The sequence below is a fragment of the Luteirhabdus pelagi genome (genome assembly GCF_016827595.1).
GTDB classification, from domain to species: domain Bacteria; phylum Bacteroidota; class Bacteroidia; order Flavobacteriales; family Flavobacteriaceae; genus Luteirhabdus; species Luteirhabdus pelagi.
Map to the genome: position 1 here is coordinate 779,215 of NZ_JAECMS010000002.1, position 21,875 is coordinate 801,089.

Annotated in this window: 21 protein-coding genes; 6 read left to right on the plus strand and 15 right to left on the minus strand. The window is 37.6% G+C overall.

Features of this window, described 5'->3' with window-relative positions:
- Positions 1–572 precede the first annotated feature (572 nt).
- The 6 genes from I4Q58_RS08385 (at position 573) to I4Q58_RS08410 (ending at position 5,091) form a co-directional block, all read left to right on the plus strand.
- Positions 573–917, plus strand: coding sequence for a single-stranded DNA-binding protein (locus I4Q58_RS08385; RefSeq protein WP_203295420.1), 345 nt, complete (start codon positions 573–575; stop codon positions 915–917).
- 78 nt (positions 918–995) lie between these two features.
- Positions 996–1,445: a JAB domain-containing protein gene (locus I4Q58_RS08390; protein WP_203295421.1), complete on the plus strand. Its 450-nt coding sequence runs from the start codon at positions 996–998 to the stop codon at positions 1,443–1,445.
- Positions 1,446–1,456: 11 nt separating this feature from the next.
- Complete coding sequence (locus I4Q58_RS08395) at positions 1,457–1,654, plus strand: hypothetical protein (RefSeq protein ID WP_203295422.1); 198 nt, start codon at positions 1,457–1,459, stop codon at positions 1,652–1,654.
- A 429-nt stretch (positions 1,655–2,083) separates the two neighbouring features.
- Positions 2,084–2,464 (plus strand): BfmA/BtgA family mobilization protein, encoded by a 381-nt coding sequence (locus I4Q58_RS08400; protein WP_133671624.1) that lies wholly within the window; start codon positions 2,084–2,086, stop codon positions 2,462–2,464.
- A gap of 11 nt (positions 2,465–2,475) precedes the next feature.
- A complete protein-coding gene (mobB, locus tag I4Q58_RS08405) occupies positions 2,476–3,507 on the plus strand; it encodes a MobB family relaxase (protein WP_203295423.1) in 1,032 nt (343 codons plus the stop codon).
- A 3-nt stretch (positions 3,508–3,510) separates the two neighbouring features.
- Positions 3,511–5,091: a type IV secretory system conjugative DNA transfer family protein gene (locus tag I4Q58_RS08410; RefSeq protein WP_203295424.1), complete on the plus strand. Its 1,581-nt coding sequence runs from the start codon at positions 3,511–3,513 to the stop codon at positions 5,089–5,091.
- A gap of 154 nt (positions 5,092–5,245) precedes the next feature.
- Here I4Q58_RS08410 and I4Q58_RS08415 read toward each other — a convergent pair whose 3' ends face one another.
- From I4Q58_RS08415 to I4Q58_RS08485, 15 genes are all read right to left on the minus strand, one after another.
- Positions 5,246–6,463, minus strand: a complete 1,218-nt coding sequence (locus I4Q58_RS08415; RefSeq protein WP_203295425.1) for an MFS transporter — start codon at positions 6,461–6,463, stop codon at positions 5,246–5,248.
- Positions 6,464–8,566 (minus strand): copper-translocating P-type ATPase, encoded by a 2,103-nt coding sequence (locus I4Q58_RS08420; RefSeq protein WP_203295426.1) that lies wholly within the window; start codon positions 8,564–8,566, stop codon positions 6,464–6,466.
- An 18-nt stretch (positions 8,567–8,584) separates the two neighbouring features.
- Complete coding sequence (locus I4Q58_RS08425; RefSeq protein WP_099543716.1) at positions 8,585–8,878, minus strand: phosphoribosylpyrophosphate synthetase; 294 nt, start codon at positions 8,876–8,878, stop codon at positions 8,585–8,587.
- A gap of 7 nt (positions 8,879–8,885) precedes the next feature.
- Positions 8,886–9,530, minus strand: a complete 645-nt coding sequence (locus I4Q58_RS08430; protein ID WP_203295427.1) for a hypothetical protein — start codon at positions 9,528–9,530, stop codon at positions 8,886–8,888.
- Entirely contained in the window at positions 9,527–10,420 is an 894-nt protein-coding gene (locus I4Q58_RS08435) for a ribose-phosphate pyrophosphokinase (protein WP_009778879.1), read from the minus strand. The genes I4Q58_RS08430 and I4Q58_RS08435 overlap by 4 nt, the downstream gene beginning before the upstream one ends.
- Before the next feature lie 6 nt (positions 10,421–10,426).
- A complete protein-coding gene (locus I4Q58_RS08440) occupies positions 10,427–11,929 on the minus strand; it encodes a thymidine phosphorylase family protein (protein ID WP_203295428.1) in 1,503 nt (500 codons plus the stop codon).
- Positions 11,930–11,950: 21 nt separating this feature from the next.
- A complete protein-coding gene (locus I4Q58_RS08445; RefSeq protein WP_203295429.1) occupies positions 11,951–13,327 on the minus strand; it encodes an MBL fold metallo-hydrolase RNA specificity domain-containing protein in 1,377 nt (458 codons plus the stop codon).
- Between the two features lie 14 nt (positions 13,328–13,341).
- Entirely contained in the window at positions 13,342–13,596 is a 255-nt protein-coding gene (locus I4Q58_RS08450; RefSeq protein WP_009778882.1) for a hypothetical protein, read from the minus strand.
- A gap of 38 nt (positions 13,597–13,634) precedes the next feature.
- Positions 13,635–14,477: an ATP cone domain-containing protein gene (locus tag I4Q58_RS08455; RefSeq protein ID WP_009778883.1), complete on the minus strand. Its 843-nt coding sequence runs from the start codon at positions 14,475–14,477 to the stop codon at positions 13,635–13,637.
- Entirely contained in the window at positions 14,474–15,310 is an 837-nt protein-coding gene (locus tag I4Q58_RS08460; protein WP_203295430.1) for a universal stress protein, read from the minus strand. Before I4Q58_RS08460 ends, I4Q58_RS08455 begins: the two co-directional genes overlap by 4 nt.
- A gap of 22 nt (positions 15,311–15,332) precedes the next feature.
- A complete protein-coding gene (locus I4Q58_RS08465) occupies positions 15,333–16,106 on the minus strand; it encodes an SDR family oxidoreductase (protein ID WP_009778885.1) in 774 nt (257 codons plus the stop codon).
- A gap of 47 nt (positions 16,107–16,153) precedes the next feature.
- Positions 16,154–17,143 carry a 2-hydroxyacid dehydrogenase gene (locus tag I4Q58_RS08470; RefSeq protein ID WP_203295431.1) on the minus strand — a complete coding sequence of 330 codons (990 nt, stop codon included), beginning with the start codon at positions 17,141–17,143 and terminating at the stop codon, positions 16,154–16,156.
- 10 nt (positions 17,144–17,153) lie between these two features.
- Complete coding sequence (locus tag I4Q58_RS08475; protein ID WP_121344440.1) at positions 17,154–18,422, minus strand: MgtC/SapB family protein; 1,269 nt, start codon at positions 18,420–18,422, stop codon at positions 17,154–17,156.
- A 63-nt stretch (positions 18,423–18,485) separates the two neighbouring features.
- Positions 18,486–20,804: a glycosyltransferase gene (locus I4Q58_RS08480; protein ID WP_203295432.1), complete on the minus strand. Its 2,319-nt coding sequence runs from the start codon at positions 20,802–20,804 to the stop codon at positions 18,486–18,488.
- The gene (locus tag I4Q58_RS08485) at positions 20,801–21,871 is read right to left on the minus strand and encodes a glycoside hydrolase family 130 protein (protein ID WP_203295433.1); all 1,071 of its coding nucleotides are present in this window, start codon (positions 21,869–21,871) and stop codon (positions 20,801–20,803) included. Before I4Q58_RS08485 ends, I4Q58_RS08480 begins: the two co-directional genes overlap by 4 nt.
- Between the last annotated feature and the right edge of the window lie 4 nt (positions 21,872–21,875).

Here is a 21,875-nt window from a genome sequence, read left to right on the forward strand (position 1 = left end):
GCTATGCTGGGAAGGAACACTACATTCCAGAGCCAAAATTGTGAATTAAGTCCGCTTTTCTAATCGGAAAGCCATCGCTTTGATTTTCTTGACAGGATTTTCGGCGCGGTCTTCTTGAGCCCTCACTCGAAAATCCTTAAAAACCAAACCGCTGTCTTACACATTTTAAGGGGTTTATAATGGATAAAGCCTTTGTTGTTTTTCGGGTCATCGAAAAACAGGCACGACATAACCAATTCTAACTTAACCACAGCTACTTATTTCGCTTAACTGTCGGTACGCTCAAACGCAACTGCGTTTAAAAGAATTGCTAATGCCCTTATGGAACTTGTCAAGACTATACAGAGTTTTAGTGAAAAATAAGGTTTCTACTTCCTTGAAAATCCAAGGATTTTTCTACGTCGCAAACACACCTGATTTATTCCCGAAAAGTCTTGACAAAACCCACTCTATCCATTGTGCGATGCACGAAAGAAAAGAACAAACACCCCTTAAAATTCAATTAGAACCAAATAGGGGATAATTATTAACCAAGTCTGTAAAAAAAGAACAGGCTTTAAAAACAATGCATTATGAGTACTATTAGAAATCACGTACAATTGATTGGAAACGTTGGTCAAGAGCCAACCATTACGAACCTTGAAAGCGGTAAGAAAGTTGCCCGCTTCTCACTCGCTACAAACGAGTATTACAAAGACAGTAAAGGCGAAAAGCAAACGGACACCAACTGGCATACCGTTGTAGCTTGGGGAAAGACTGCCGAAATTGTAGAGAACTATGTTGATAAAGGTAAAGAAGTAGGAATTACAGGGAAGCTAAAGACCCGAACCTACACCACCGATGATGGCAACCAACGCTATGTAACGGAAGTCGTTGCCGATGAAATCCTATTACTTGGAAGCAAAGGCGACAAGTAATCTTCAAAATTAAAGAGGGCGTTCCTCTGGAAAGTTGCGCCCTCTTTTTCATTATCCATTAATTAAAATTAGATAACAATGAAAGCACAAGTTAACGAAATAAAAATAAGCTACAAAGGGGAGTTAAAATCCTCTGAGTGGCAAAAAATAAGTAGTTCACAAGATGCGGCTGAACTGCTCTTTGAGGATTGGGATAAAGATACAATCGCCATACAGGAAACTTTCAAAGTTGTATTGTTGAATAACAGTAACAAAGTGAAAGGTGTCTATCAATTGTCACAAGGCGGAATTACAGGTACACTAATAGACCTTCGGATTTTATTTGCCGTCATTCTAAAATCCTTATCGGTAGCTATAATTCTAACGCATAATCACCCAAGCGGAAAATTGATGCCAAGTGAGGCAGATAAAAACCTTACAAGCAAAATAAAAAAGGCAGCACAATTATTCGATATTACCATTCTGGACCATTTGATATTTGCACCTGATGGGAATTATTATAGCTTTTCTGATAATGGACTTTTATAAATTAGAAAGCTATGATTTATTTGAATTTTACCGATTTGAGCGAGGAAACACAAGAGCGATTACTTGCCAATTCTAAGGAAGATGTAAAGGAAAAGTATGGTAAGGATATTATGGATTATGCAACCAAGCATAATACCAATTTGGATAAGATGCTTGATGAAGAAGCACTTCGGAATTTGTATTCGTATAAATACATTTTCAACATATAAATTTTAAGAAATTAAAAGTAAGCACCTCTAAAATTTAGAGGTGTTTTTGTATGCGATTAGTATATAATCAATAAAAAAACGTATCTTTATTTCGCTGAAATTTAGCATTCAAATTTAAGTAGGGTTATCCACTTTTCGACTTTCGCCGATAACCGTACACATCGAAAAATAACATATCGGAAAATCATTTTCCCTGAAAATGGCAATCGGCTTTTAGCCGGATTGTATGGATTTTTGTCACGCTTGCGCGTGACGAAAAGGAATAGCAAGAGGGTAACACGCTGCGCGATGTTTCGGATTCCTTTTCGTTTTTAATTACCTGATAATCAGTTAGTTAAATTTATTATATTTCTTGACAATCAACGATTTGCGACAAACGGGCTGGAAACGCCCATTTTTAGGGAAGATTTTGCAACAAATCGGCGAAATATGGATTCATTTACTGGAATTAGATTTAAAAAGGAAACTGCAAAACGCTTCCAAACTTTCTCACGCACTTACTTCAAATCGCATACCGAGGCAATGTCCACGATGCTCGATTTTTTCTTCTATAACGAAATATCGCCAAAGGAAAAATTAGGACCCACTGGACGTACCATTGAGGCTAAATTACTCAAAAGAATCAATGCGGTTATTGCCATAATGCGAGACGTAGAAAAGACACAAACCAAACCTACGGTGGCTATGATTCAGTCCCTTTTTGAGACCGAAGAACCCACCAAAAAACCGCTGATTGTAGAAAAGAAATATGCCGAAGAAAAGAAGGAAGTCCGCTTTCGCGAAAAGAAAAATCAAAGCAACCAACTCTAAACTTTCGAGCTATGTACATCACAATCACATCTCAAAAATTAGGCAACAATTATTCACAAAGTTCAGCTGATTTTGTAGGCTATTTGGAAAAGGAGAATCAAGGTTTGGAACAACACGAAATGGAACATTTTTTCAATCAATATGGCGATGAGATTTCCGCTGAAGAAGTGGTCAAAGAAATTGATGGAAATACCGCAAAATTGAAAAAGAAAGAACCCAAGTTTTATTCTATCACGGTTAGTCCTTCAAAATATGAATTGCGAAAACTTCAGAACAATAGTCAAGATTTAAAAACCTACACCCGTGAGCTGATGAAAGATTATGTTGCCAGTTTCAATAGGGAAATCAAAGGGCGACCTGTCAGTATCGACGACATAAAATACTATGCGAAAATTGAACATCAAAGAACGTTCAAGGGAACTGATTTTCAGATAAAAGAAAACCAACCCTACGCTACAAAAATACTTCAGCTGAAAACCGAAATCAGAAACATTCAAGAAGGACGAGCTGAAGGGAATTTTAAAAGGATGGAAAAGGAAATTGCCAAATTGGAACGCCAAGCACCACACCAGCAAAATGGAAAACGGATTGTCCAGGGAATGCAAAAAGATGGAAACCAAAGTCATATTCATATCATCGTGAGCAGGAAGGATGCTTCAAATTCGGTCAGTCTTTCCCCAGGAAGTAAACACAAAGCTTCCGAAGTTGAAATGCACGGCAAAAAGGTAAAGCGTGGTTTTGACAGAGATGCCTTTTTCGCGAAAGCGGAAAAAACGTTTGACAAAACTTTTGGCTACAAACGCAACTTTGCTGAGACCTACAAAGCAAGAAAGGATTTTATAAAGAATCCCAACCTGTATTTCGCTGCCTTGATGAAATTACCTGCAAATGAAAAGGCTTTGGCTTTCAAAATGACTACCAAAAGTGGCTTGCCAATTGTTCCAAGTATTCCAGTTAGTCAAGCACAAATTGCACTTCGGGTTTTCAAACGGTTAAGACGTGGTGCTGAAGTGGCCATCAAATCAAGTTCAATAGGAATTTAGCGTATGGAAATGGACAATCTCATAACAGTACTTTCAATTATTGGTGTGGCCAGTACTGTTTTCTATGCGATGTTTCGAGTGAGCAAGTATGCGCTTTTCTTGAATTTCGTAATGCTTTCGTGCTTGGTTTTCTATTTAACTGAAGGGAACGAATTAGTATCAATATTGCTGTATCTGGTGTGTCCTCTAATGCTAATTAATATAGGGTTCTATGTCTTTCTACATAAAACGGAAACCGTCCAGAATGGCGATAGCAAGTACCAAGTCAAATTTGCAACCACAAAGGGAAATTTCAAGTTGGATAACATCAAAAGGGGCGCATCCATAATAGGTTCTGCCGGAAGTGGAAAGACCGAAAGTGTCGTGTATGGCTTTTTAAAACACTTCTGGAAAGAGCACTTTTGTGGAATCATTCACGACTATAAAGATTTTGAACTGACCGAAATGGCGTATCCGCTTTTTAAGGATAGCGATATTCCGTTTAAGGTCATTTCCTTCGATAAAATAATCCACAGGGTAAATCCTATTGCGCCACGCTATTTAGAGAACGAGGAAAGCGTAAATGAGGTGTCCAGGGTACTTATTGAAAACCTCTTAGAGCAAAGGGAAGGTGGAACTACAGGAACAACAAAATTCTTTAACGATGCCGCTGAAGGATTGATTGGTGGATTAATTTGGAAACTAAAAACAACCTATCCACAATACTGCACACTTCCACATTTAATAGCCATATATCAAATGCTCGATACGGATAGCCTTATCCAGTTTTTGGAAACAAATACCACATCGAGAGCGATGGCAGATGCTTTTATTAGTGGTAAGGATTCAGACAGGCAGACCGCTGGTGTAAAAAGTACTTTGGCGAATGCGCTGAAACGAATCAGTACACAGCGGATTTTTATGACACTATCCGCAGACGAAGTCCCATTGAATATCAATAGCGAGGAAAATCCTGCAATTATTTCCGTGGTCAATAACCCAAAATATGAAACGTCTTATTCGCCCGTTATTGCAACCATAATACATACGATTACCAAGCAAATGAGCGTGCGCGGTCAAAGACCGTCTTTTCTTTTGATGGAAGAAGCGCCGACTATTCGCTTATTGAATATGCACCGAATTCCGGCAACGCTCAGAAGTTATGACATCGCTACTATTTATGTGATGCAGGACAAAATCCAAAATGATATGATGTATGGCGATAAGGCAAGTAAGGCTATTTTAAGCAATCTATCCTATCAGTTTTTTGGCAAGGTCAACGACCCAGATACTGCCAAATATTACGAGCGCTTTTTTGAAATCATCAAAGACCCAACGAAAAGCATCAGTCGTGGACATAACTTGGATTTTGATACACGAATCACAACAGGCGAAAAGGAAATCCCTAAAATTAGAGCAGATGTGTTCTTTAGATTGAAACAGGGCGAGTTTATTACCTATGCTGATGGAAAGGATAAGAAAGTGCAGTTTAAGTTATCAAGAATCCAAAGGCAGCTTCCTGAAGAATCGAAGCAGTTTTCTCAGGCTGATTTAGCAACTAATTTTACGAAGATATATAGAGATGTAAAAACGATATTTAGTTAACCAATTATGGTTATTATTGATAAATATTATGATTTCACTATTTTGATAGGATAATATAATTTTCTAAAATTGTTTGAATATGTTTATGCACAATAAGTATGAGGCTTTTAAATTGAATTATTTTTTTAAAATGATTTTAGTCAATTATCATTTTTTAAATAGGGGGTTTTTTAAGAAAAATGAGAAAACCAATAGCAACTAAAATAATGCTTCCTGAAATTAGAAATGGATAATAAAAACCACCGGTAACCAACCAAGTTCCTAAAATGGGACCTAAAATCTGACCAATACTGTTTGTTGAACTTTGTATTGAAATATTTCGACCTGTATTTGTTTTGGATAACAAGGATACCGCAGACAGCAAATTAGGTGTAACCATAGCACCACCAGCAGCAAACACCACAATTAAACCGTACACAACAAATTCATTTTTGAAAAAAGGAAAGACAATTAATGAAATTCCTGAGATGAATAACCCAAAGCCGATTTGCTTTTTAGTAGATAGAATCTTTTCCCCATAACTGGCAAATACAGGCTGCAAAACAGCCATTATTGAACCACACAGCATAAAACCAATACCAACCTGGTTGCTGTTAAACCCTAATTCGTCTTTACCGTAGATTGAAAAAACAGTTTCAAACAAGGTCACTACAAATTGGATGACAAATGATAGCGCCAATAGGACAAGGAAATATTGGCTGAACGAGAAGCGAAAAGTGAATTTTTGAATTGTAAATTTATGGACGCGAACTGAATTTTTTAACCATTTTACAACAATGACTAAAACAATAAAACCTAATAATGCAGCAAATAAAAAAGGTGTGGAAAATCGACCCAAATGTAGTTGACCAATTGCATACTCAAAATGAAGGTCTGATTGCGAAAGAAAGCCACCGATAACGGGTCCAAAAATAACCCCTGAACTAATGGCTACACCAGACCAGGCCATTATCTTCGTTCTACGTTTTTCTGAAGTAATATCACTTAAATATGCGTTGCTGACAGGAATAACTGATGAAGTAAATATGCCGCCAAAAATCCGAGCGATATATAGCATCGTTAGTGATGTTGCAAGCCCAGTTAGCAATTGCATTATTACAAAGCCAATCAAACCAATAATAATGACGGGTTTACGACCATATCTGTCAGATAACTTTCCCCAAACGACAACAAAAATTAATTGAAATAGTGGATAAATGCTGGTAAGCAGCCCAATATGGAAGTTGATTAAATCGGTGTCGAGATTGTCTTTTAAAGCTAATCTTTCGGTATAGTAGGGAAGGGTTGGCAATAAAATACCATAACCCAACATCACTACAAATAAACTCAACAGGATTAAAGATATCCTGTTGAGTTTTTCTTTTTTGTCCATTTATTTTTTACCGATTTTTCGCTTTAATAATTGCGCATTAATAGCTACTATAATAGTACTTAAGCTCATAAATACCGCACCAACCGCAGGACCTAAAACAAAACCTGAAGAATATAATACACCGGCTGCTAAAGGAATAGCCACGACATTATATCCTGTAGCCCAAATCAAATTCTGAATCATTTTATTGTAGGTGGCTTTCCCAAAGAGAATTAAATTGGCAATATCCTGTGGATTACTGTTGACCAGAATAATATCGGCAGTTTCAGCTGCTACATCTGTACCTGAGCCTACTGCAATTCCTACATCGGCTTTTGCGAGAGCGGGCGCATCATTAACACCATCACCCGTCATAGCTACAAAATCACCTTTGTTCTGTAACTCTTCTACAATTTCAACTTTTTGATGTGGCAATACCTCGGCGTAGTAACCATCCAATCCAAGTTTTTCACTCACAGCCTTAGCGGTTTTTTCATTATCGCCAGTTGCCATTAGAACTTTAATGTTATTCTTTTTAAATATTTTGATTGCCTCGGCAGATTCCGGTCTTATTTCATCAGCAAGCGCAATGTAACCTGCCAGTTTCCCATCAATTAATACAAACACGACAGTTTCAGCGGCATCACTATAAGCGTCTTTTGGGATGTCTATTTTTTCATCCCTTAAATAACCAGGACTAACCACTTTTACTTGCTTTCCTTCTACATTTGCCTCTACACCTTTACCAGTGATCGCATTAAAGTTTTCAGGTTTTGGAATGGTTATGTTATCTTCTTTTACTTTTTTAATAATCCCAACAGCTATTGGATGTTCAGAACTTTGTTCCAATGCACTTGAAAGTCTTAAAATTTCCTCTGTTGAATAAGTCTCGTTAACAGACTCGATTCGAGTGACACCAAAATCACCTTTGGTTAGTGTTCCTGTTTTATCAAAAAGCAAAGCTGAAATTTTTCTGGACTCTTCAAACGCAGTTCTATTTCGAATAAGCAATCCATTTTGAGCAGATACTGCCGTAGAAATCGCAACCACCAATGGAATAGCAAGCCCTAATGCGTGTGGACAAGCAATAACCATAACGGTAACCATTCTTTCTAAAGCATAGACAAACGGAAAGCCTAAAATCAACCATACTGCTAATGTTCCAAAACCAATAGCCAAAGCGATATAGGTTAGCCATTTTGCAGCTCTATCTGAAAGGTTTTGCATTTTAGATTTAGTTTTTTGCGCTTCTTCAACCATTTTGATAACCTTGTTGAGATAGCTGTCTTTTCCAGTATGTTCAACTTTTACTTTTAAGGTGCTATTGCCATTTACCGAACCACCAATAACCTTATCGCCTTCATCTTTTTTTACAGGTTTAGATTCGCCTGTGAGCATAGATTCATTTAGGTAACTGGTTCCGTCTACTATTATTCCGTCAGCTGGAACTTTTTCACCTGGTTTTACCAAAATCACATCATCCTTCAGTAAATCTTCGAGAGGGATGTCTTCTATGGTGTCACCTTTTACTCTGTGCGCTTCTGCAGGCATCATACTTACCAGTAACTGCAAGGCTTTTGATGCACCTAACACACTTTTCATTTCTATCCAATGACCAAGCAACATTATGGCTATAAGTGTTGATAGTTCCCAGAAAAAGTCTTCACCTCTTAAGCCAAATACAGTAGCTGTACTATAAAAATAAGCTACGGAAATTGCCATAGAAATCAAGGTCATCATTCCTGGTGCACCTTTTTTGACTTCAGACCAAAACCCTTTTAAAAATGGCCAACCACCATAAAAATATACAACAGTGGAAAGTGCAAAAAGGATGTATGGATTTCCTGGAAGTAAAAATTCATAACCAAAAAATTCTTGAATCATTGGTGAGAAGAACAATATGGGGATGGTAAGCACGAGTGTTACCCAAAACCGTTTTCTAAAGTCTGCAATCATCATTTTATGATGGTCGTGACCCATTTGACCGTGACCCGGATTGTGACCCGAATGGTCCCCACCTTTGTGGTTCATTTTAGAATGGTCTTCTTTTTTGTGTTTCATCTTCGAATGGTCCATTTTAGAATGGTCCATTTCTTCGTGATTGTGGTGTTCGTGATTTTCCATTATTGTCTTGTTTAAGTGTTATCGTAATTTTTTTCTCATAGCTTCCGAAATGTTTTCGGCATAGACGCCATAGGCATCTACCAAAAGTCCTTTAATCCCATTTTTTGATGAAATAGCATAAAGCACACTGTTATCGTCGGTACTGCTCATACCCTCAAAACGATGCATCTCGTCAACATTAAAATCTTCTGGGTGTATTTCAATTTTTAGTGAGGCACACTCCAAACATTCTGGTTTTAGGTTAAAATCATATGTATAGCCTTTTCCCTGTAAATCGTTTATTGCTTCTGAAAGTGTGTCGTAGTTGTTCATTTTCGTTCTATTTATAAGTCATTGTAAAATAACTATTATCTTCTTCTGTAAATTTCTGAAAGGTCAATAAACCATTCCCGTTTAATTTTTCGTTGACGGTATAGTTGAGTTGCTTAATGCGAATGCCCCACGCATAGGCCTTAATGTTAATTTTTGAATTAATATTATTTTCGCTATTATTAAATTTTCGGTCGTAAATTTTTATGGTACTTTTTGAGCCAAAAAAATTCAACAAGCCCGAATCAAAACTCATTTCCAATTCTATATCTTCAAGGTTGTCCAAATCGTAGAGCTCTTTAAATTTTTTAGAGGTGGTATTAATTTCGGTCTCCTTTGATTTTGGGTTTGAAAACGGAAAAGCCATTACCATTACACTTGCCTCATCAGGCTTACAGCGATAGGTTGTGGTGTATTTATCGGTCGATTTTTTGTCTTTATCAAACAATTCCGTAACCACCTTAATTTCATAGTATCCATTTTTCTCTATTGTTTTACCAGCTTCAAAAGTTTGTTTATTGAGAAAAGCACCTTTTTCATCAAAATTCTCACGAATGACCAATCTGCCTGAAATCTGCCCAATAAGCATTTCAGTTTGTCCAGTCATTGTGATGCTGAATAAAATAATCAGTACTATGAAGATTCGACTTCTCATATATGGCGCATTAATTTCTTTACCTCTTTTGCCAGTATATCGCTTAAATCTATGCCATTGGACGGATGCGGAATGGTATTGCAGGTCACTATCTTTTCTACTCCGGAATCCAACAAATCTTGATAGGCATTACCTGAAAAAACGGCGTGAATACCAACACATATAGGTGGTCTCATCCCTGCTTTTTTCAAATGCACCACGGTTTCAATCATCGTTCGCGCCGTAGAAATAATATCATCTACCAAAATAGGTGTAGCATCTTTATATTTATCCACATCGGGGACAGAGACTTCTACATCACGGTCACCGTGACGCACCTTTTGTAATACTGTAAATGGTGCTCCTGCATTTTTGGCGACTTCTGAAACCCATTGTTCACTTTCAGAATCGGGACCGATAAGTACTGGGTTTTCGATGTTTTCCTTTATCCAATCTGAAATAGCATCGGCAGCGTGAATTACTTTATTTGGAATTTGATACACTTCTCCTAATGAACTAATTCTGTGTAAGTGAGGGTCAACCGTGGTAATGCTATCGGCAAAACCTGAAATCAATTTTCCGAAGAAACCAGAAGTTACCCCTTCGCCTTCATTAAATACTTTGTCCTGCCTCATATATGCCAAATAGGGCGCTACCAAACAGGTGCACATTGCCCCTAATGATTTGGCAGTATGACTTAAAAAATAAAGGGGCAATAGTTTTTCGTCTGGTTCGTGCAAGGTGCATACCAGTACCACACATTTATCTTTAACATCAGATAAGATGCGTGTGTACGATTCCCCGTCAGGGAATTTACGCAAAATGGCTTTGCCCACTTCAGCATCCATTTTTGTAGCCATTAGTTCTGTGAGTTCTTCATTTCCGGGAAGACAGAATAATATTGTTTTCATAGTTTTTTAAATTATAGTTATGATGTCATTATGGTTGTTTTTATATTCCAGAGCATAGTTGAGTTCGCCTTTGGATTCAGCATATATGGTATATAACAATTGGTCTATTTCGATTTTTTCATTTAAATGGACATTCAAAAGAATCCCTGCCGATTTAGACTGCGGTGCGCCGGAAAGCTTGGCAAGTTTTGCGATTTTTCGGTTATCAATTCGTTGCAAAACGCCTGACTTTTCAGCTTTAATTTCAATTTTATAAGGTGCTAAAACTGGTTTTGAAAATTGACCTTGCGCCTTACAAATGGCTATGAATTTTTCATATGCTTTTCCAGATTTGAGAATTTCACGTGCGGTTTCCAGTCCCTTTCCTTTTTCTACTTTTCCAGAAAGTTCTAATAGTTCAGTAGCTAAAAGCAATGCTCTTTCTGTTAAGTCTTTAGGTGCATATTCCTCATTTTTCAAAACTTTTAATATATCTATGGCTTCTAATGTTGGACCGATACCCCTTCCAACAGGCTGCGTGCCATCCGTAACTACAACTTTTACATTCAACCCAACAGCAGTTCCAACAGTTTCCATATGATTTTTTAGTTTTTCTGCCATTTCGGTACTGCGAACCTTGGCGGTTTCTCCCACGGGAATATCAATGACCACGTGAGTGGAACCAGCTGCTGCTTTTTTAGAGAGTACCGAAGCAATGAGCTGCCCTTCACTATCAATATCCAAGGCTTTTTCAATTTTGATGAGCACATCATCCGCAGGACTTAATTGGGCTGTTCCGCCCCAAACAAAACAACCGCCTTCTTTTTCTACCACGGTCTTTATTTCTTCTAAAGAAAGCGTCACATTAGTCAGTACTTCCATAGTATCCGCTGTGCCTGCTGGCGAAGTGATGGCGCGTGAGGATGTTTTAGGCATTGTAAGTCCATACGCAGCGACAATAGCAACCACTAATGGGGTGGTTCTATTTCCAGGCAATCCGCCAATGCAATGTTTATCGACCACGATATCCTTGTTCCAGTTCAGTTGCTTTCCGGAAGCAATCATTGCTTTAGTAAGGTCACTTATTTCATCAATATCCATTCGGTCGCCAGCACAGGCAGTAATAAATGCCGAAAGGTGGATGTTGGAATAATCGCCTTCCACGATATCGGTTATGATGTTGTTATAGGCCTTATAATCCAGTTTTTTGTTATAGATTTTTGCCCTAACGTGGCTTAATGATTCTATAGGTTCTAAATGGGAAACATATAATGTATCGTTTTGGGACACATTGAGTTTTTTCGCAGCAGCATCTGATAGTCCGATTTCATTGGGCAACAGGATATCAGAATTCAAAACATTAAGACTTGCCACGATTGATGTACTTGCGTTGGATATTCTTATTCGGGTAAGTGCCTCAAACCCTTCTGAAATACAAACGTGGCAATCTTCGCGCATATACACTACATTCTCGTTTTGGGTATAGATGCCGAGGTGTTTGTATTTTAATATGTTTGAGTGTGTGTCCATATTTTTTTTGATTGTTGTGATTTATTCTATTTCTTCGATGGTGTATAATTGCGGAATTTCTGCATCCCACCCATAAGTTTCCTTGATGCCTTTTTGCAATGCCTCTGCACTCTCTTTTTCACCGTGTACAATGAAAATACGTTCAGGTTTGTTTTTTATATTGTCCATCCAGTCCATAAGCTCTGCGTGGTCTGCGTGTGCCGAAAGCCCTTCAATTTCCGCGACCTGCATTTTAAACGGCACCCATTTTCCATATACTTTTAGTTCTTTTTCACCTTCCAATAATTTTCTGCCACGAGTGCCTTCAGCTTGATAGCCTACAAAAAGTAAGGTGTTATTTGGATTTTGTGCCTGTGTTTCAAGATAGTTTAGCATTCTTCCGCCTGTGAGCATTCCGCTTCCTGCAATCACGATTTTGGGTTTGTTATCTGTTCTTAATTCCATTGTTTCACGATAGCTGCTAACAACCGTAAAGTGCGAGCACATTTCGTCACATTCATTGTCTTCCAATCTGTGCCAATCCCGAGTTCTATGAAACAGTTCCAATACGTTGGCACCCATCGGACTGTCCATAATCATTTGTACTCTGGGGATTTTCTTTTCTTTCAATAATTTCCAAAAGATGAGCATCATTAGCTGGGCACGTTCTACCGAAAAGCTTGGGACAAATAAGCTACCATCTCTGTTGATGGTATCATTTACTAATTTTTCAATATGTGGAAGTGCTTCTATTTCATCGGGATGAAACCTTCCACCATAAGTGGATTCAATGAAAAGCACATCCGCTTTTTTTGGTTTAAGGGGTGGATAGAGCAATAAATCATTGGTTCTACCAATGTCTCCTGAAAAGACAAAACGTTTTCCGTGCACATCCAACTCAATATAGGTTGCACCCAGAATATGTCCGTTGTATTGGAAGCGAGCCCTAATACCATCAAATAACAGAATCCATTGTGATTGTGGAATTCCTTTAAAGTGTGGGATAGTTTTTTCTACATCCTTTAAATCGTATAATGGTTCTGCGGGACTATGTTTGGAATAGCCTTCCTTATTGGCACGTTCGGCTTCTTGCTCCTGTATTTTTGCACTATCATTCAAAATGATTTTTGCAATGTCCAAAGTAGGATTCGTACCATAAATGGGACCATTGAAGCCTTGTTTTACCAATCTGGGCAGATAACCTGTATGGTCCATATGACCGTGGGTAAGCAAAACAGCATCAATATCACCTACATTAACAGGTGGGTACTCCCAGTTTTTAAGGCGTAATTCCTTTAACCCTTGGAAGAGGCCACAGTCTATAAGTATCTTTCTATCTCCTGTATCCACCAAATATTTTGAGCCAGTCACGGTGCCTGCCGCTCCCAAAAAGTGGATGTTTATTTTTTTGTTTTTCATCGTTATAGTATTTATTAATGTCCACCACAACAGGAAGGCGTATTTCCTTTGTCTTGGTTCGATTTGCTCAATTCCGCTATTTCGTTATATAGATTGCGGGAATCCTCTTTTATTACGAGTGCCAACTTCTTTACGGATTTAGGCTCGAAGTGTACCATACCCAATAATATTTCGAGGGCTTCTTCAAGTAGTTTAGAATCATCTTCCAATGCTTGGTAAAATGGCTCTAAATCTATACGGTTCTGTTCTTTCAGTTCTTCTGTTTTCATTTGTCCTATTTATTTAGATTAAAAATTTAAGTAGTGCTCTAATGAATTCCACATAATTCTCTTGAATCTTCGAGAACCTTTTTGTGTCTTTTTTTATCAATTCCTATTTTTTCCAAGAGCTTCGGACTTTCGTGAAGCTCTTTACAGAGTACGATGCCTTCATCTAATAATTTTGTTTTTTCAGCTTTAGTAAGCGTTGTTAAAGCGGTTAAGGGATGTAGCCCAGATTTATCTATTCTGTCCTTGAGACCATTTCCTCTTGGATAATCCCAACTGCTTAAAAGCATTCCAACACATTTCCCGTACTGAATGGCATCGGTTGTGAAACGCGTATTGGTGTACACAGCTCCTTTATGAAGTTTAGCCTCGTGACCTTTTTGGTGTTCCCATTGCTTTTCTACGTCCAAAAACCGTGAATGGATATATAATGGGATTTTTACATTACAAAACCTGCCTTGGTCGCTATGGTATTTGCATTCAATCATATAGTGTTTGTTTTCTTTTTGGGCGATAACATCAACTTCGTGCTGTACACAATTACCTTGAACAATAACTCCCACCTTTGTGCTAAAGCCTTCCATCTCTAAAATCTTACCGACAAATTTTTCAAAAGGAAATCCTGATGGCCCTAATTCCATTATCGCTTTTTTTAGCTTGTATTTTGAGGCACTTACGCGAGATTTACGCTTAAGCATTTTAAATGCCATCTGATAGATTTTTTTTGTGGTAATTCCATCATAGAGTTGGCCTTCGACTTGTTCAACTATTTGCTGAATTAATTCTTCGCTCGCTTGTGAACGCCTTAAGGAATTGATAAGCTTATCTACATCAAAGGCTACCACATCACCAGAATACTTCACTATGTTGATTGGATTTTTCATTTTTTAATATGTATGGTCATTACTGGAAGCACGGAATGATTTGTAACGCCTTCGGCAATACTTTTTGAAAATAGGCTCAAAAATCCCGTTTTTCCGTGAGTGCTCATTGCAATTAAATCTGCGGGCTGATGTTTTAAAAATGTATTGATGCCTGCTTCTACGGAAGACTCATTATGGACGCTCATTGAGAAGTTTTTTAGATTGGGGAATTTTTCAAGAAATTCCTTTACAGGATTTAAACCAAGCTCTATGCTATTAAAGTCAGTTTCTGTGTTTACTCGTAACAAATGGATTTTAGCATCGCATTTTTTGGCTATTGACAATACTTCTTGAAATGGATGCGTGACATCCTCTTCAAAAGAAGAAACAAATAGAATGTCCTTGAAGGGAAATGTGACATCCTCTTCTTTGACAACGATAATGGGCGCATTGGCTTTTCGAACTATTTTTTCAACATTACTGCCAGTAATTTCCCTAATGACACCTTTGGTTCCACTGCTGCCGGTAACGATGAAATCGTGATGGAAATGACCAGAATGTTCTAAAATATCTTTCTGTCCCGAATCAAATTGAAGAAAAGTTCGACATTTAAGACCTTCGTGCTCAGCCTTTTTTTCCAGTTCCCGCAATTTTGATTTAACGACTCCAATTTCCTTTAAAGTTTCGGGATACCTTTTTTCTTTTTGTTTATCCAGTTTTACCCAATCAACAGGGGTAGTCATTTGATGTAAAAAGTGTATCTCTGCATCGTATAGTTTGGCTATTTCGATACCAAGATTTGCTGCTTTAGTGCAGTTTTTCGAGAAATCGGTAGGTACGAGTATGTTTTTCATAATTTTAGTTTTATTGTTTTTCTTATTGGGCGGTATAGCCACCATCGATAACCAGTTCGGAACCGGTCATAAATTTGGATTCATCAGAGGCCAGATATACAACTCCGTACCCTATATCGTCAGGTTCTCCCAAATGACCAATTGGATGTAAACTTTCCAATTGTTTTTTGCCTTCTTCTACGTCACCTTGAGCCTTGAGAAAATTCTCTACCATTGGGGTCCAGATATAAGCAGGATGGATAGAATTGATACGGATGCCATAGCCTTGTTTAGCACAATGTAGGGCGGCAGATTTAGTGAAAATGGTAACACCGCCTTTACTTGCGTTATACGCAGGTAAATTGGGGTCACCGATAAGTCCTTCAATGGAAGAGAAGTTAATGATGGAACCACCTTCATCTGTTTTCCTCATACCTTTTATCCCATATTTGGTGCCTAAAAAAGTACCATTTAGGTTTATATCTATTAGGTTTTTCCAATCTTCAAGGGTTACATCTTCAACTGTTCCTCCGAGCCCTATTCCAGCAGAATTTGCTAAAATGTGTAATTTCCCATAAGTTTCAAGGGTAGTTTCAATAACGTTTTTCCATTCATCTTCTTTGGCAACATCTTGTTTAATGAATATGGCCTCACCACCGTCTTCTTTTATTTGTTGAACTACTTTTTTACCACCTTCTTCGTCTATATCTGACACGACTATTTTTGCTCCTTCTCGTGCCAATAGTTTAGCACTTGATTTTCCCAAACCAGATGCTCCTCCTGTGACAATGGCAACTTTATTTTTTACTCGTTTCATAATTTTAAACTTTAAGATTAAACGATTAATTATTAAGGTTTTTTTGTTCAGGGAATCTCATTTCCTGAAACTTTTCCTTTTTCAAAACAATCCAGATTATAGATTGTAGTTTCTGCAATATTGGTCAATGCTGTTTCGGTCAAAAAGGCTTGATGACTTGTAATTAGTACATTATTGAAAGTCATTAACCGTGCAATTACATCGTCCTGTAATATATCTTCGGAATGGTCTTCAAAAAACAACCCTTCTTCCTCCTCATACACATCGATGCCGAAATAGCCAATTTTTTTAGACTTTAAGCCTTCGATAACCGCTTTGGTGTCGACCAGTCCTCCACGACTTGTATTGATAAGCATTACCCCTTGTTTCATCAATGAAATATGCTTTGCATCAATCAAATGTTTAGTTGAAGCTGTAAGTGGAACGTGAAGACTTATGATATCGGACTGTTTGCAAATGGTCTCGCAATCTGTGTAGCGAACACCATATAAATTGATAAGGTTTTCATCTTCAACTATATCGTGTACAAGGATATTACAGCCAAAACCGTGTAGAATTTTAACCAATACAGCGCCTATTTTCCCTGTTCCTATTACACCTACAGTTTTTCCGTTTAAGTCGAAACCTGTAAGTCCGTTTAAAGAAAAATTTTGGTCGCGTACCCTATTGTGTGCTTTAATTATTTTTCGGTTTAGGGCTAAGATGAGTGCCAAAGTGTGTTCTGCAATAGCATACGGTGAATATGCTGGAACACGAGCTACTTTCATATTCATTTCAGCTACTTTTTCTAAATCAACGTGATTGAATCCTGCTGAACGTAGGGCGATATATTTAACACCAATCGCACTTAATTTTTCAAGGATATGCGCCGAGGCATCATCACCTGTAAATAGGCTAACGGCTTCAGAGCCTGTTGCGAGAATAGCTGTTTCTTGAGTTAAACGACTCTCAAGCAGCTTTAATTGATGCTTACCATCATTCGCTTTTACGAGATACGGCTCTTCAAACTTATGCGTGCTGAATACTGTTGTTTTCATTTCACTTTTTTTAATTTCCTAACTGTATTAAAATATATACTAACCCTACGATGACAACAGTTCCAAAAATTAGCATCACGAGTTTCCCGGTCTTTTTAGAACCTTTGAAATAGGTAATACCAAGTTTTACAATCATATTGCTTATGGTTGCTGTTATAATGACATTGGTGGCCAGCGTGAGTTTTTCTTCCAATGACCCAAATTTTGCCATACTAATAGTTATTGCATCCGTATCTGCCAATCCTGCAATTAGGGCTGAATAGTATAAACCGCTTTCGCCAAAAAATTGATTTCCATAAAAAACTGCAAACAGGATGACCACATAAATACCACCAAACCCAAGGGCGTTCCAAATATTGAGCGGATTACCCAGATTGATAGCTGTTTTTGTGACATCTGTATTCTTTTTGATGAATAAGAGTGCGCTTATCAAGCAGATAAGGGTAAGAATAGTAAATGGAATGACTAAATTTAAAAGTATGGCACTATTGAAAATATAGGCCAGAATCGCAAGTCTGGGAAACATAATTGCGGAAGCTATAATGATACCCGCAGCATATTCTTTTGAAAGTTCTGGCGATTCCTTACTTCGCGAAGCATATATCCAAGCTACTGCGGTACTTGAAATCAATCCGCCTAAAATAGCAGTGAGCAGAATACCACGTTTAGAACCTACATATTTTACAAGAAAGTAACCAATGAAATTCAGAAATGACACTATCACTATTATCGCTCCAATCTCAAAAGGGTTAAGTAATCCCTCTGGACCATAATCTTGATTTGGTAAGAAAGGCAAAATAAGAAGCGCAATAATTGAAAACTTAATAAAAGCAAAGAGCTCTTCAGAAGTAATATTCTTAATGAATGTATTAAAGGTCGTTTTCAATGATAACAGCGTAACCACGACTACTGCGGTCGCAACTGCTTCCTTATGCAAATGATTGGCAACCATAACACCCAAAATTAGCGTAGCGAACAAGGCCATATTGGTGGTAATACCAGTCATAATATGCTTTTGTACTATGGAAAGATGACTCAAAGACAGAAACAAAAGAAATGCTGCCGCAATGATAATGACCAACCAAGGTGTATAGGTTGTGGAAAGATTTCCCAATATAAAACCAATAATGGCAACAATTGGGAAGGTTCTTATACCTGCAAAGCCTTGTTCTTCCTTCAATTTATCATATTCACGTTCCAGCCCAAGAATAAGGCCAATGCCCAGACTGATGAGCAATCCAAGGATGAAAGGGTTGATATTTTTAAAGGCCTCTGTCATAACTACTTTTTATTGCTTGGTAGCATTAAAATCGCTAACTGTTTGATTCATTTCGTGTTATTTTTAAACTTTGACCGATGTGCTTTTCTTGGACGATATCTTTGACAATGTCTTAAAACCAATTCCTTCTTTTAACTTTAAATCTGATTTAGTTTCTTTAAGACCCACCTCCAAAGGGTAATTCTCAACAACTAAACGCGCCATTAAGTAGCACAAATTGGATTCTGCACCTTGATTTATATTAATATTATCTTCTTCGAGACCATCATAACAAGCGCCATTAACAGGATTGTACATAATTTGTTTGAGATGGTTATTGCCTAAAAACCAACTAAATGCGGTATGAAGCTGTTTGGCGTATTTCTTTTTATGGGTAACTCTATAAAACAGGTCTAATGAAAGAATGGTATAAGCCACCTCAATGGGTTGTTCACCATGAAAGGTACGTTTGTTTCTTTTGTGAAACCATCCGTCATTAGAAATGACTTTAATTTGCCCTTTCATAAAATATTGTGACAATAAAAAGTCAAAAGTAGTTTCGGCAACGTCCTTGTATTTTTTATTTTTTGTGATGAGCCATGCATATAAAAGTGCTTCTGGTAATATACTATTGGCATAGGTCAGGTAATCTTCAAACCATTCCCATTTTTTATCACTGGTAATATTAAAAATGCGCAAGAGCTCTTCGGCCAATGTATCTGCTAACTGATTATATTGGGTTTTAGGCTCATTTTCTTGATAATAATAAAGTCCTTTTAATATAAAGCCAATGGCTCGTGGGGAATTAAAATCTGCTACATTTTGTATGACGTTTTTAAAACAGTTTTCTGCTTTGGCTACTAAACTTTTTGGTAGGTTTTCCGTATCAGACAACACATAGCCAAGCGCCCAAATGGCTCTGCCATTGGAATCTTCCAGGTTCACTTGGGTATTCTGACCAGTAAATTGCTCTTCATAATCCACATAATTATAGAACAGTCCATCTTCCTGTTGGCAAAACACAATGAAATTCATATATATTTCAATGAGCCGCAAGACTTTGTCATTTCTTTTTTGCTTATAATACATAAGCATTGCTATTAGCGCCCTTGCATTATCATCAAGTGTATAACCAAAAAACGTATCCGGGACACTAAAATTTGAAAATTGAAGCATCCCAAAGTCAGTGGTCATATCTTCAATATGGTCTGTTCTTATGGGTGGCAAACTAAAATCCAAAGAATCATTGTGTTGCAAATAGTCCTGAAAAATATCGGAATAGGAAATGGCTACATTTTCCCAACTAAAAGCACGCATTTTAATGAAGGCATTTTTTCCCATTGATGTTGCTATGAACGGTTGTTCCAACAAATCGATAACAGCGTTACTAATTTCTATGGGATCTTCAAAATCATTCAATAGAATACCAGTACTGGGATCAAGACATTCTTTGGAATGGGGAATAGGTGTGGATATAACTGGGTTTCCGCAACTCATGGCGTAAGCAAAAGTACCACTAACTGCCTGGTTGGGGTCTTTAGATGAGAATAAGTAAACATCGGATAAGGATAGGTATTCCAACAGCCTGGTAAGTTCCAAATATTCGTTTATAAAAATGACATGGTCCTTAATGCCCAAGTTATCGACTATTTTTAAAAGCGTATCTCTATATGTTTCGCCTTCTCTCTTTAGTATTTCAGGATGTGTTTTGCCTAAAACCAGATAAACTGTGTTAGGGAATTTTTGGAGTATTTTTGGCAATGCACGGAGTGCTGTTTCTATATTTTTATTCTCACTTAATAAACCAAATGTGGATAGCACATTTTTATTTTGAAAGCCATATTTATTTTTAAGACGTTGTTTTTCTTTCCACAGCACAATATGGGTGCCATGGGGTATAATTGCTATTTTATTTGTATCTATTTGATAATCACTTTCTAGTATTTCTGCAGATTTGTTTGTGAGTACAATCAGTTTCTCGGAAAGATCATCCAACGCCTGCATTATTTTAGTTCTTTTTTTATCAGGATTGGGAAGAACCGTATGAAACACACAAGAGATTGGGATGTCTAACTTAAGAAGGAAAGCCACTAAATGGCTACCGTAGTCACCTCCAAACAGCCCAAACTCGTGTTGTACACAAACCATCCCAATATCGTCCCTTTCATTTAACTTACTAGCTACTTTGAAAAAGGAACTTAACTCTTGGGCATCTATTTTATATGTAACTTCTTCTGGATAACCATTAGCGTCGCAGCACTCATTTTCTAGTGCACACACCTCGATTTGCATTGTAGTACCAAAGCCTTTTTTTAGGGATGTAATTAAATCTTGTGAAAAAGTAGCAATTCCGCACTTGCGTGGAGGATATGAGCAAACGAATAAAATTTTATGATTTTTCATGATATAGCTGTTTTTTTTAATTCATTTAATAATGCTTTCAGGCTTACTTTGGCTACAGCCGTATGCTTGTCGGCCGCTCCATAATAGATATGGAGGTCGTCCCCGAACAGTGCGGTACCCGTTGGGAATACCACATGGTTTACCACGCCTTTCAGCTCCCATTCCTCTACCGGGGAAAAGAAGGGATAGGGCAATCGCCCAATTACTTTTATAGGGTCTTCAATATCCAGTAACGCAGCGGCGGCGTGATAGGTCTTTCCAACGTGGGTTTCACAAACTCCGTGGTAAATCATCAGCCAACCATCCTTTGTTTCTATGGGAGGGCATCCAGCACCGAGATAATTCACTTCAAAATCGTAGAACGGATCCATAAGGATATGATCGTGAAGGTTCTTTATATGAACTTCCCAAAATTCTTTGGTAAGGTTTTCCCACTTTTCAAATTGTACTATTTGTATTCCTGGCCATATACGATGGAGCATTACAAATTTACCGTTGATTTTTTTGGGGAATAAGACAATGTCCTTATCCCTCAGATACCTATATTTTTCATCTACCAATCCAATTTGTGCAAACAAGTTGTAGTAATAATAATACTTAGGATTCAATCTTTCCTGATTACAATGCTCCAAATGGTATTTATATTCATTGTAGGTAATGAACGGTGTGATTATCCCCTTTTTCTCAAAATGTTTCAGGTCTTTTGAAGTTGCCAAAGCACCCATGGCATTGATGCCGTCATAAGCTGTATAAGTTAAATAATAGATATCTTCAATTTTAACAATACGAGCATCTTCCACACCATGTTTTTCATAATCAAAATCACGAGTTATTAACGGGCTTGATTTCCTTTCTATTAGATCTAAATGCTCATTGGTTTTGGCATATCCAATGGTGGAGTAATTGCCATCTTCCACCGCACGGTAAAAGATATGCACCTCTTCACCTTCTTGAAATATTCCAGGGTTTAAAACCCCATTGCTCTCAAATTTCAATTTAGTGGGACTGAGCAGTATCCCTTTTTTCTCTATGGGTATTCTGGTATTAATTTGATGTGTATGTTCCATATTG

Coding starts and splice junctions, on each gene's coding strand:
- I4Q58_RS08385 (WP_203295420.1), top strand. CDS start 573: ATGAGTACTATTAGAAATCACGTACAATTGATTGGAAACGTTGGTCAA.
- I4Q58_RS08390 (WP_203295421.1), top strand. CDS start 996: ATGAAAGCACAAGTTAACGAAATAAAAATAAGCTACAAAGGGGAGTTA.
- I4Q58_RS08395 (WP_203295422.1), top strand. CDS start 1,457: ATGATTTATTTGAATTTTACCGATTTGAGCGAGGAAACACAAGAGCGA.
- I4Q58_RS08400 (WP_133671624.1), top strand. CDS start 2,084: ATGGATTCATTTACTGGAATTAGATTTAAAAAGGAAACTGCAAAACGC.
- mobB (WP_203295423.1), top strand. CDS start 2,476: ATGTACATCACAATCACATCTCAAAAATTAGGCAACAATTATTCACAA.
- I4Q58_RS08410 (WP_203295424.1), top strand. CDS start 3,511: ATGGAAATGGACAATCTCATAACAGTACTTTCAATTATTGGTGTGGCC.
- I4Q58_RS08415 (WP_203295425.1), bottom strand. CDS start 6,463: ATGGACAAAAAAGAAAAACTCAACAGGATATCTTTAATCCTGTTGAGT.
- I4Q58_RS08420 (WP_203295426.1), bottom strand. CDS start 8,566: ATGGAAAATCACGAACACCACAATCACGAAGAAATGGACCATTCTAAA.
- I4Q58_RS08425 (WP_099543716.1), bottom strand. CDS start 8,878: ATGAACAACTACGACACACTTTCAGAAGCAATAAACGATTTACAGGGA.
- I4Q58_RS08430 (WP_203295427.1), bottom strand. CDS start 9,530: ATGAGAAGTCGAATCTTCATAGTACTGATTATTTTATTCAGCATCACA.
- I4Q58_RS08435 (WP_009778879.1), bottom strand. CDS start 10,420: ATGAAAACAATATTATTCTGTCTTCCCGGAAATGAAGAACTCACAGAA.
- I4Q58_RS08440 (WP_203295428.1), bottom strand. CDS start 11,929: ATGGACACACACTCAAACATATTAAAATACAAACACCTCGGCATCTAT.
- I4Q58_RS08445 (WP_203295429.1), bottom strand. CDS start 13,327: ATGAAAAACAAAAAAATAAACATCCACTTTTTGGGAGCGGCAGGCACC.
- I4Q58_RS08450 (WP_009778882.1), bottom strand. CDS start 13,596: ATGAAAACAGAAGAACTGAAAGAACAGAACCGTATAGATTTAGAGCCA.
- I4Q58_RS08455 (WP_009778883.1), bottom strand. CDS start 14,477: ATGAAAAATCCAATCAACATAGTGAAGTATTCTGGTGATGTGGTAGCC.
- I4Q58_RS08460 (WP_203295430.1), bottom strand. CDS start 15,310: ATGAAAAACATACTCGTACCTACCGATTTCTCGAAAAACTGCACTAAA.
- I4Q58_RS08465 (WP_009778885.1), bottom strand. CDS start 16,106: ATGAAACGAGTAAAAAATAAAGTTGCCATTGTCACAGGAGGAGCATCT.
- I4Q58_RS08470 (WP_203295431.1), bottom strand. CDS start 17,143: ATGAAAACAACAGTATTCAGCACGCATAAGTTTGAAGAGCCGTATCTC.
- I4Q58_RS08475 (WP_121344440.1), bottom strand. CDS start 18,422: ATGACAGAGGCCTTTAAAAATATCAACCCTTTCATCCTTGGATTGCTC.
- I4Q58_RS08480 (WP_203295432.1), bottom strand. CDS start 20,804: ATGAAAAATCATAAAATTTTATTCGTTTGCTCATATCCTCCACGCAAG.
- I4Q58_RS08485 (WP_203295433.1), bottom strand. CDS start 21,871: ATGGAACATACACATCAAATTAATACCAGAATACCCATAGAGAAAAAA.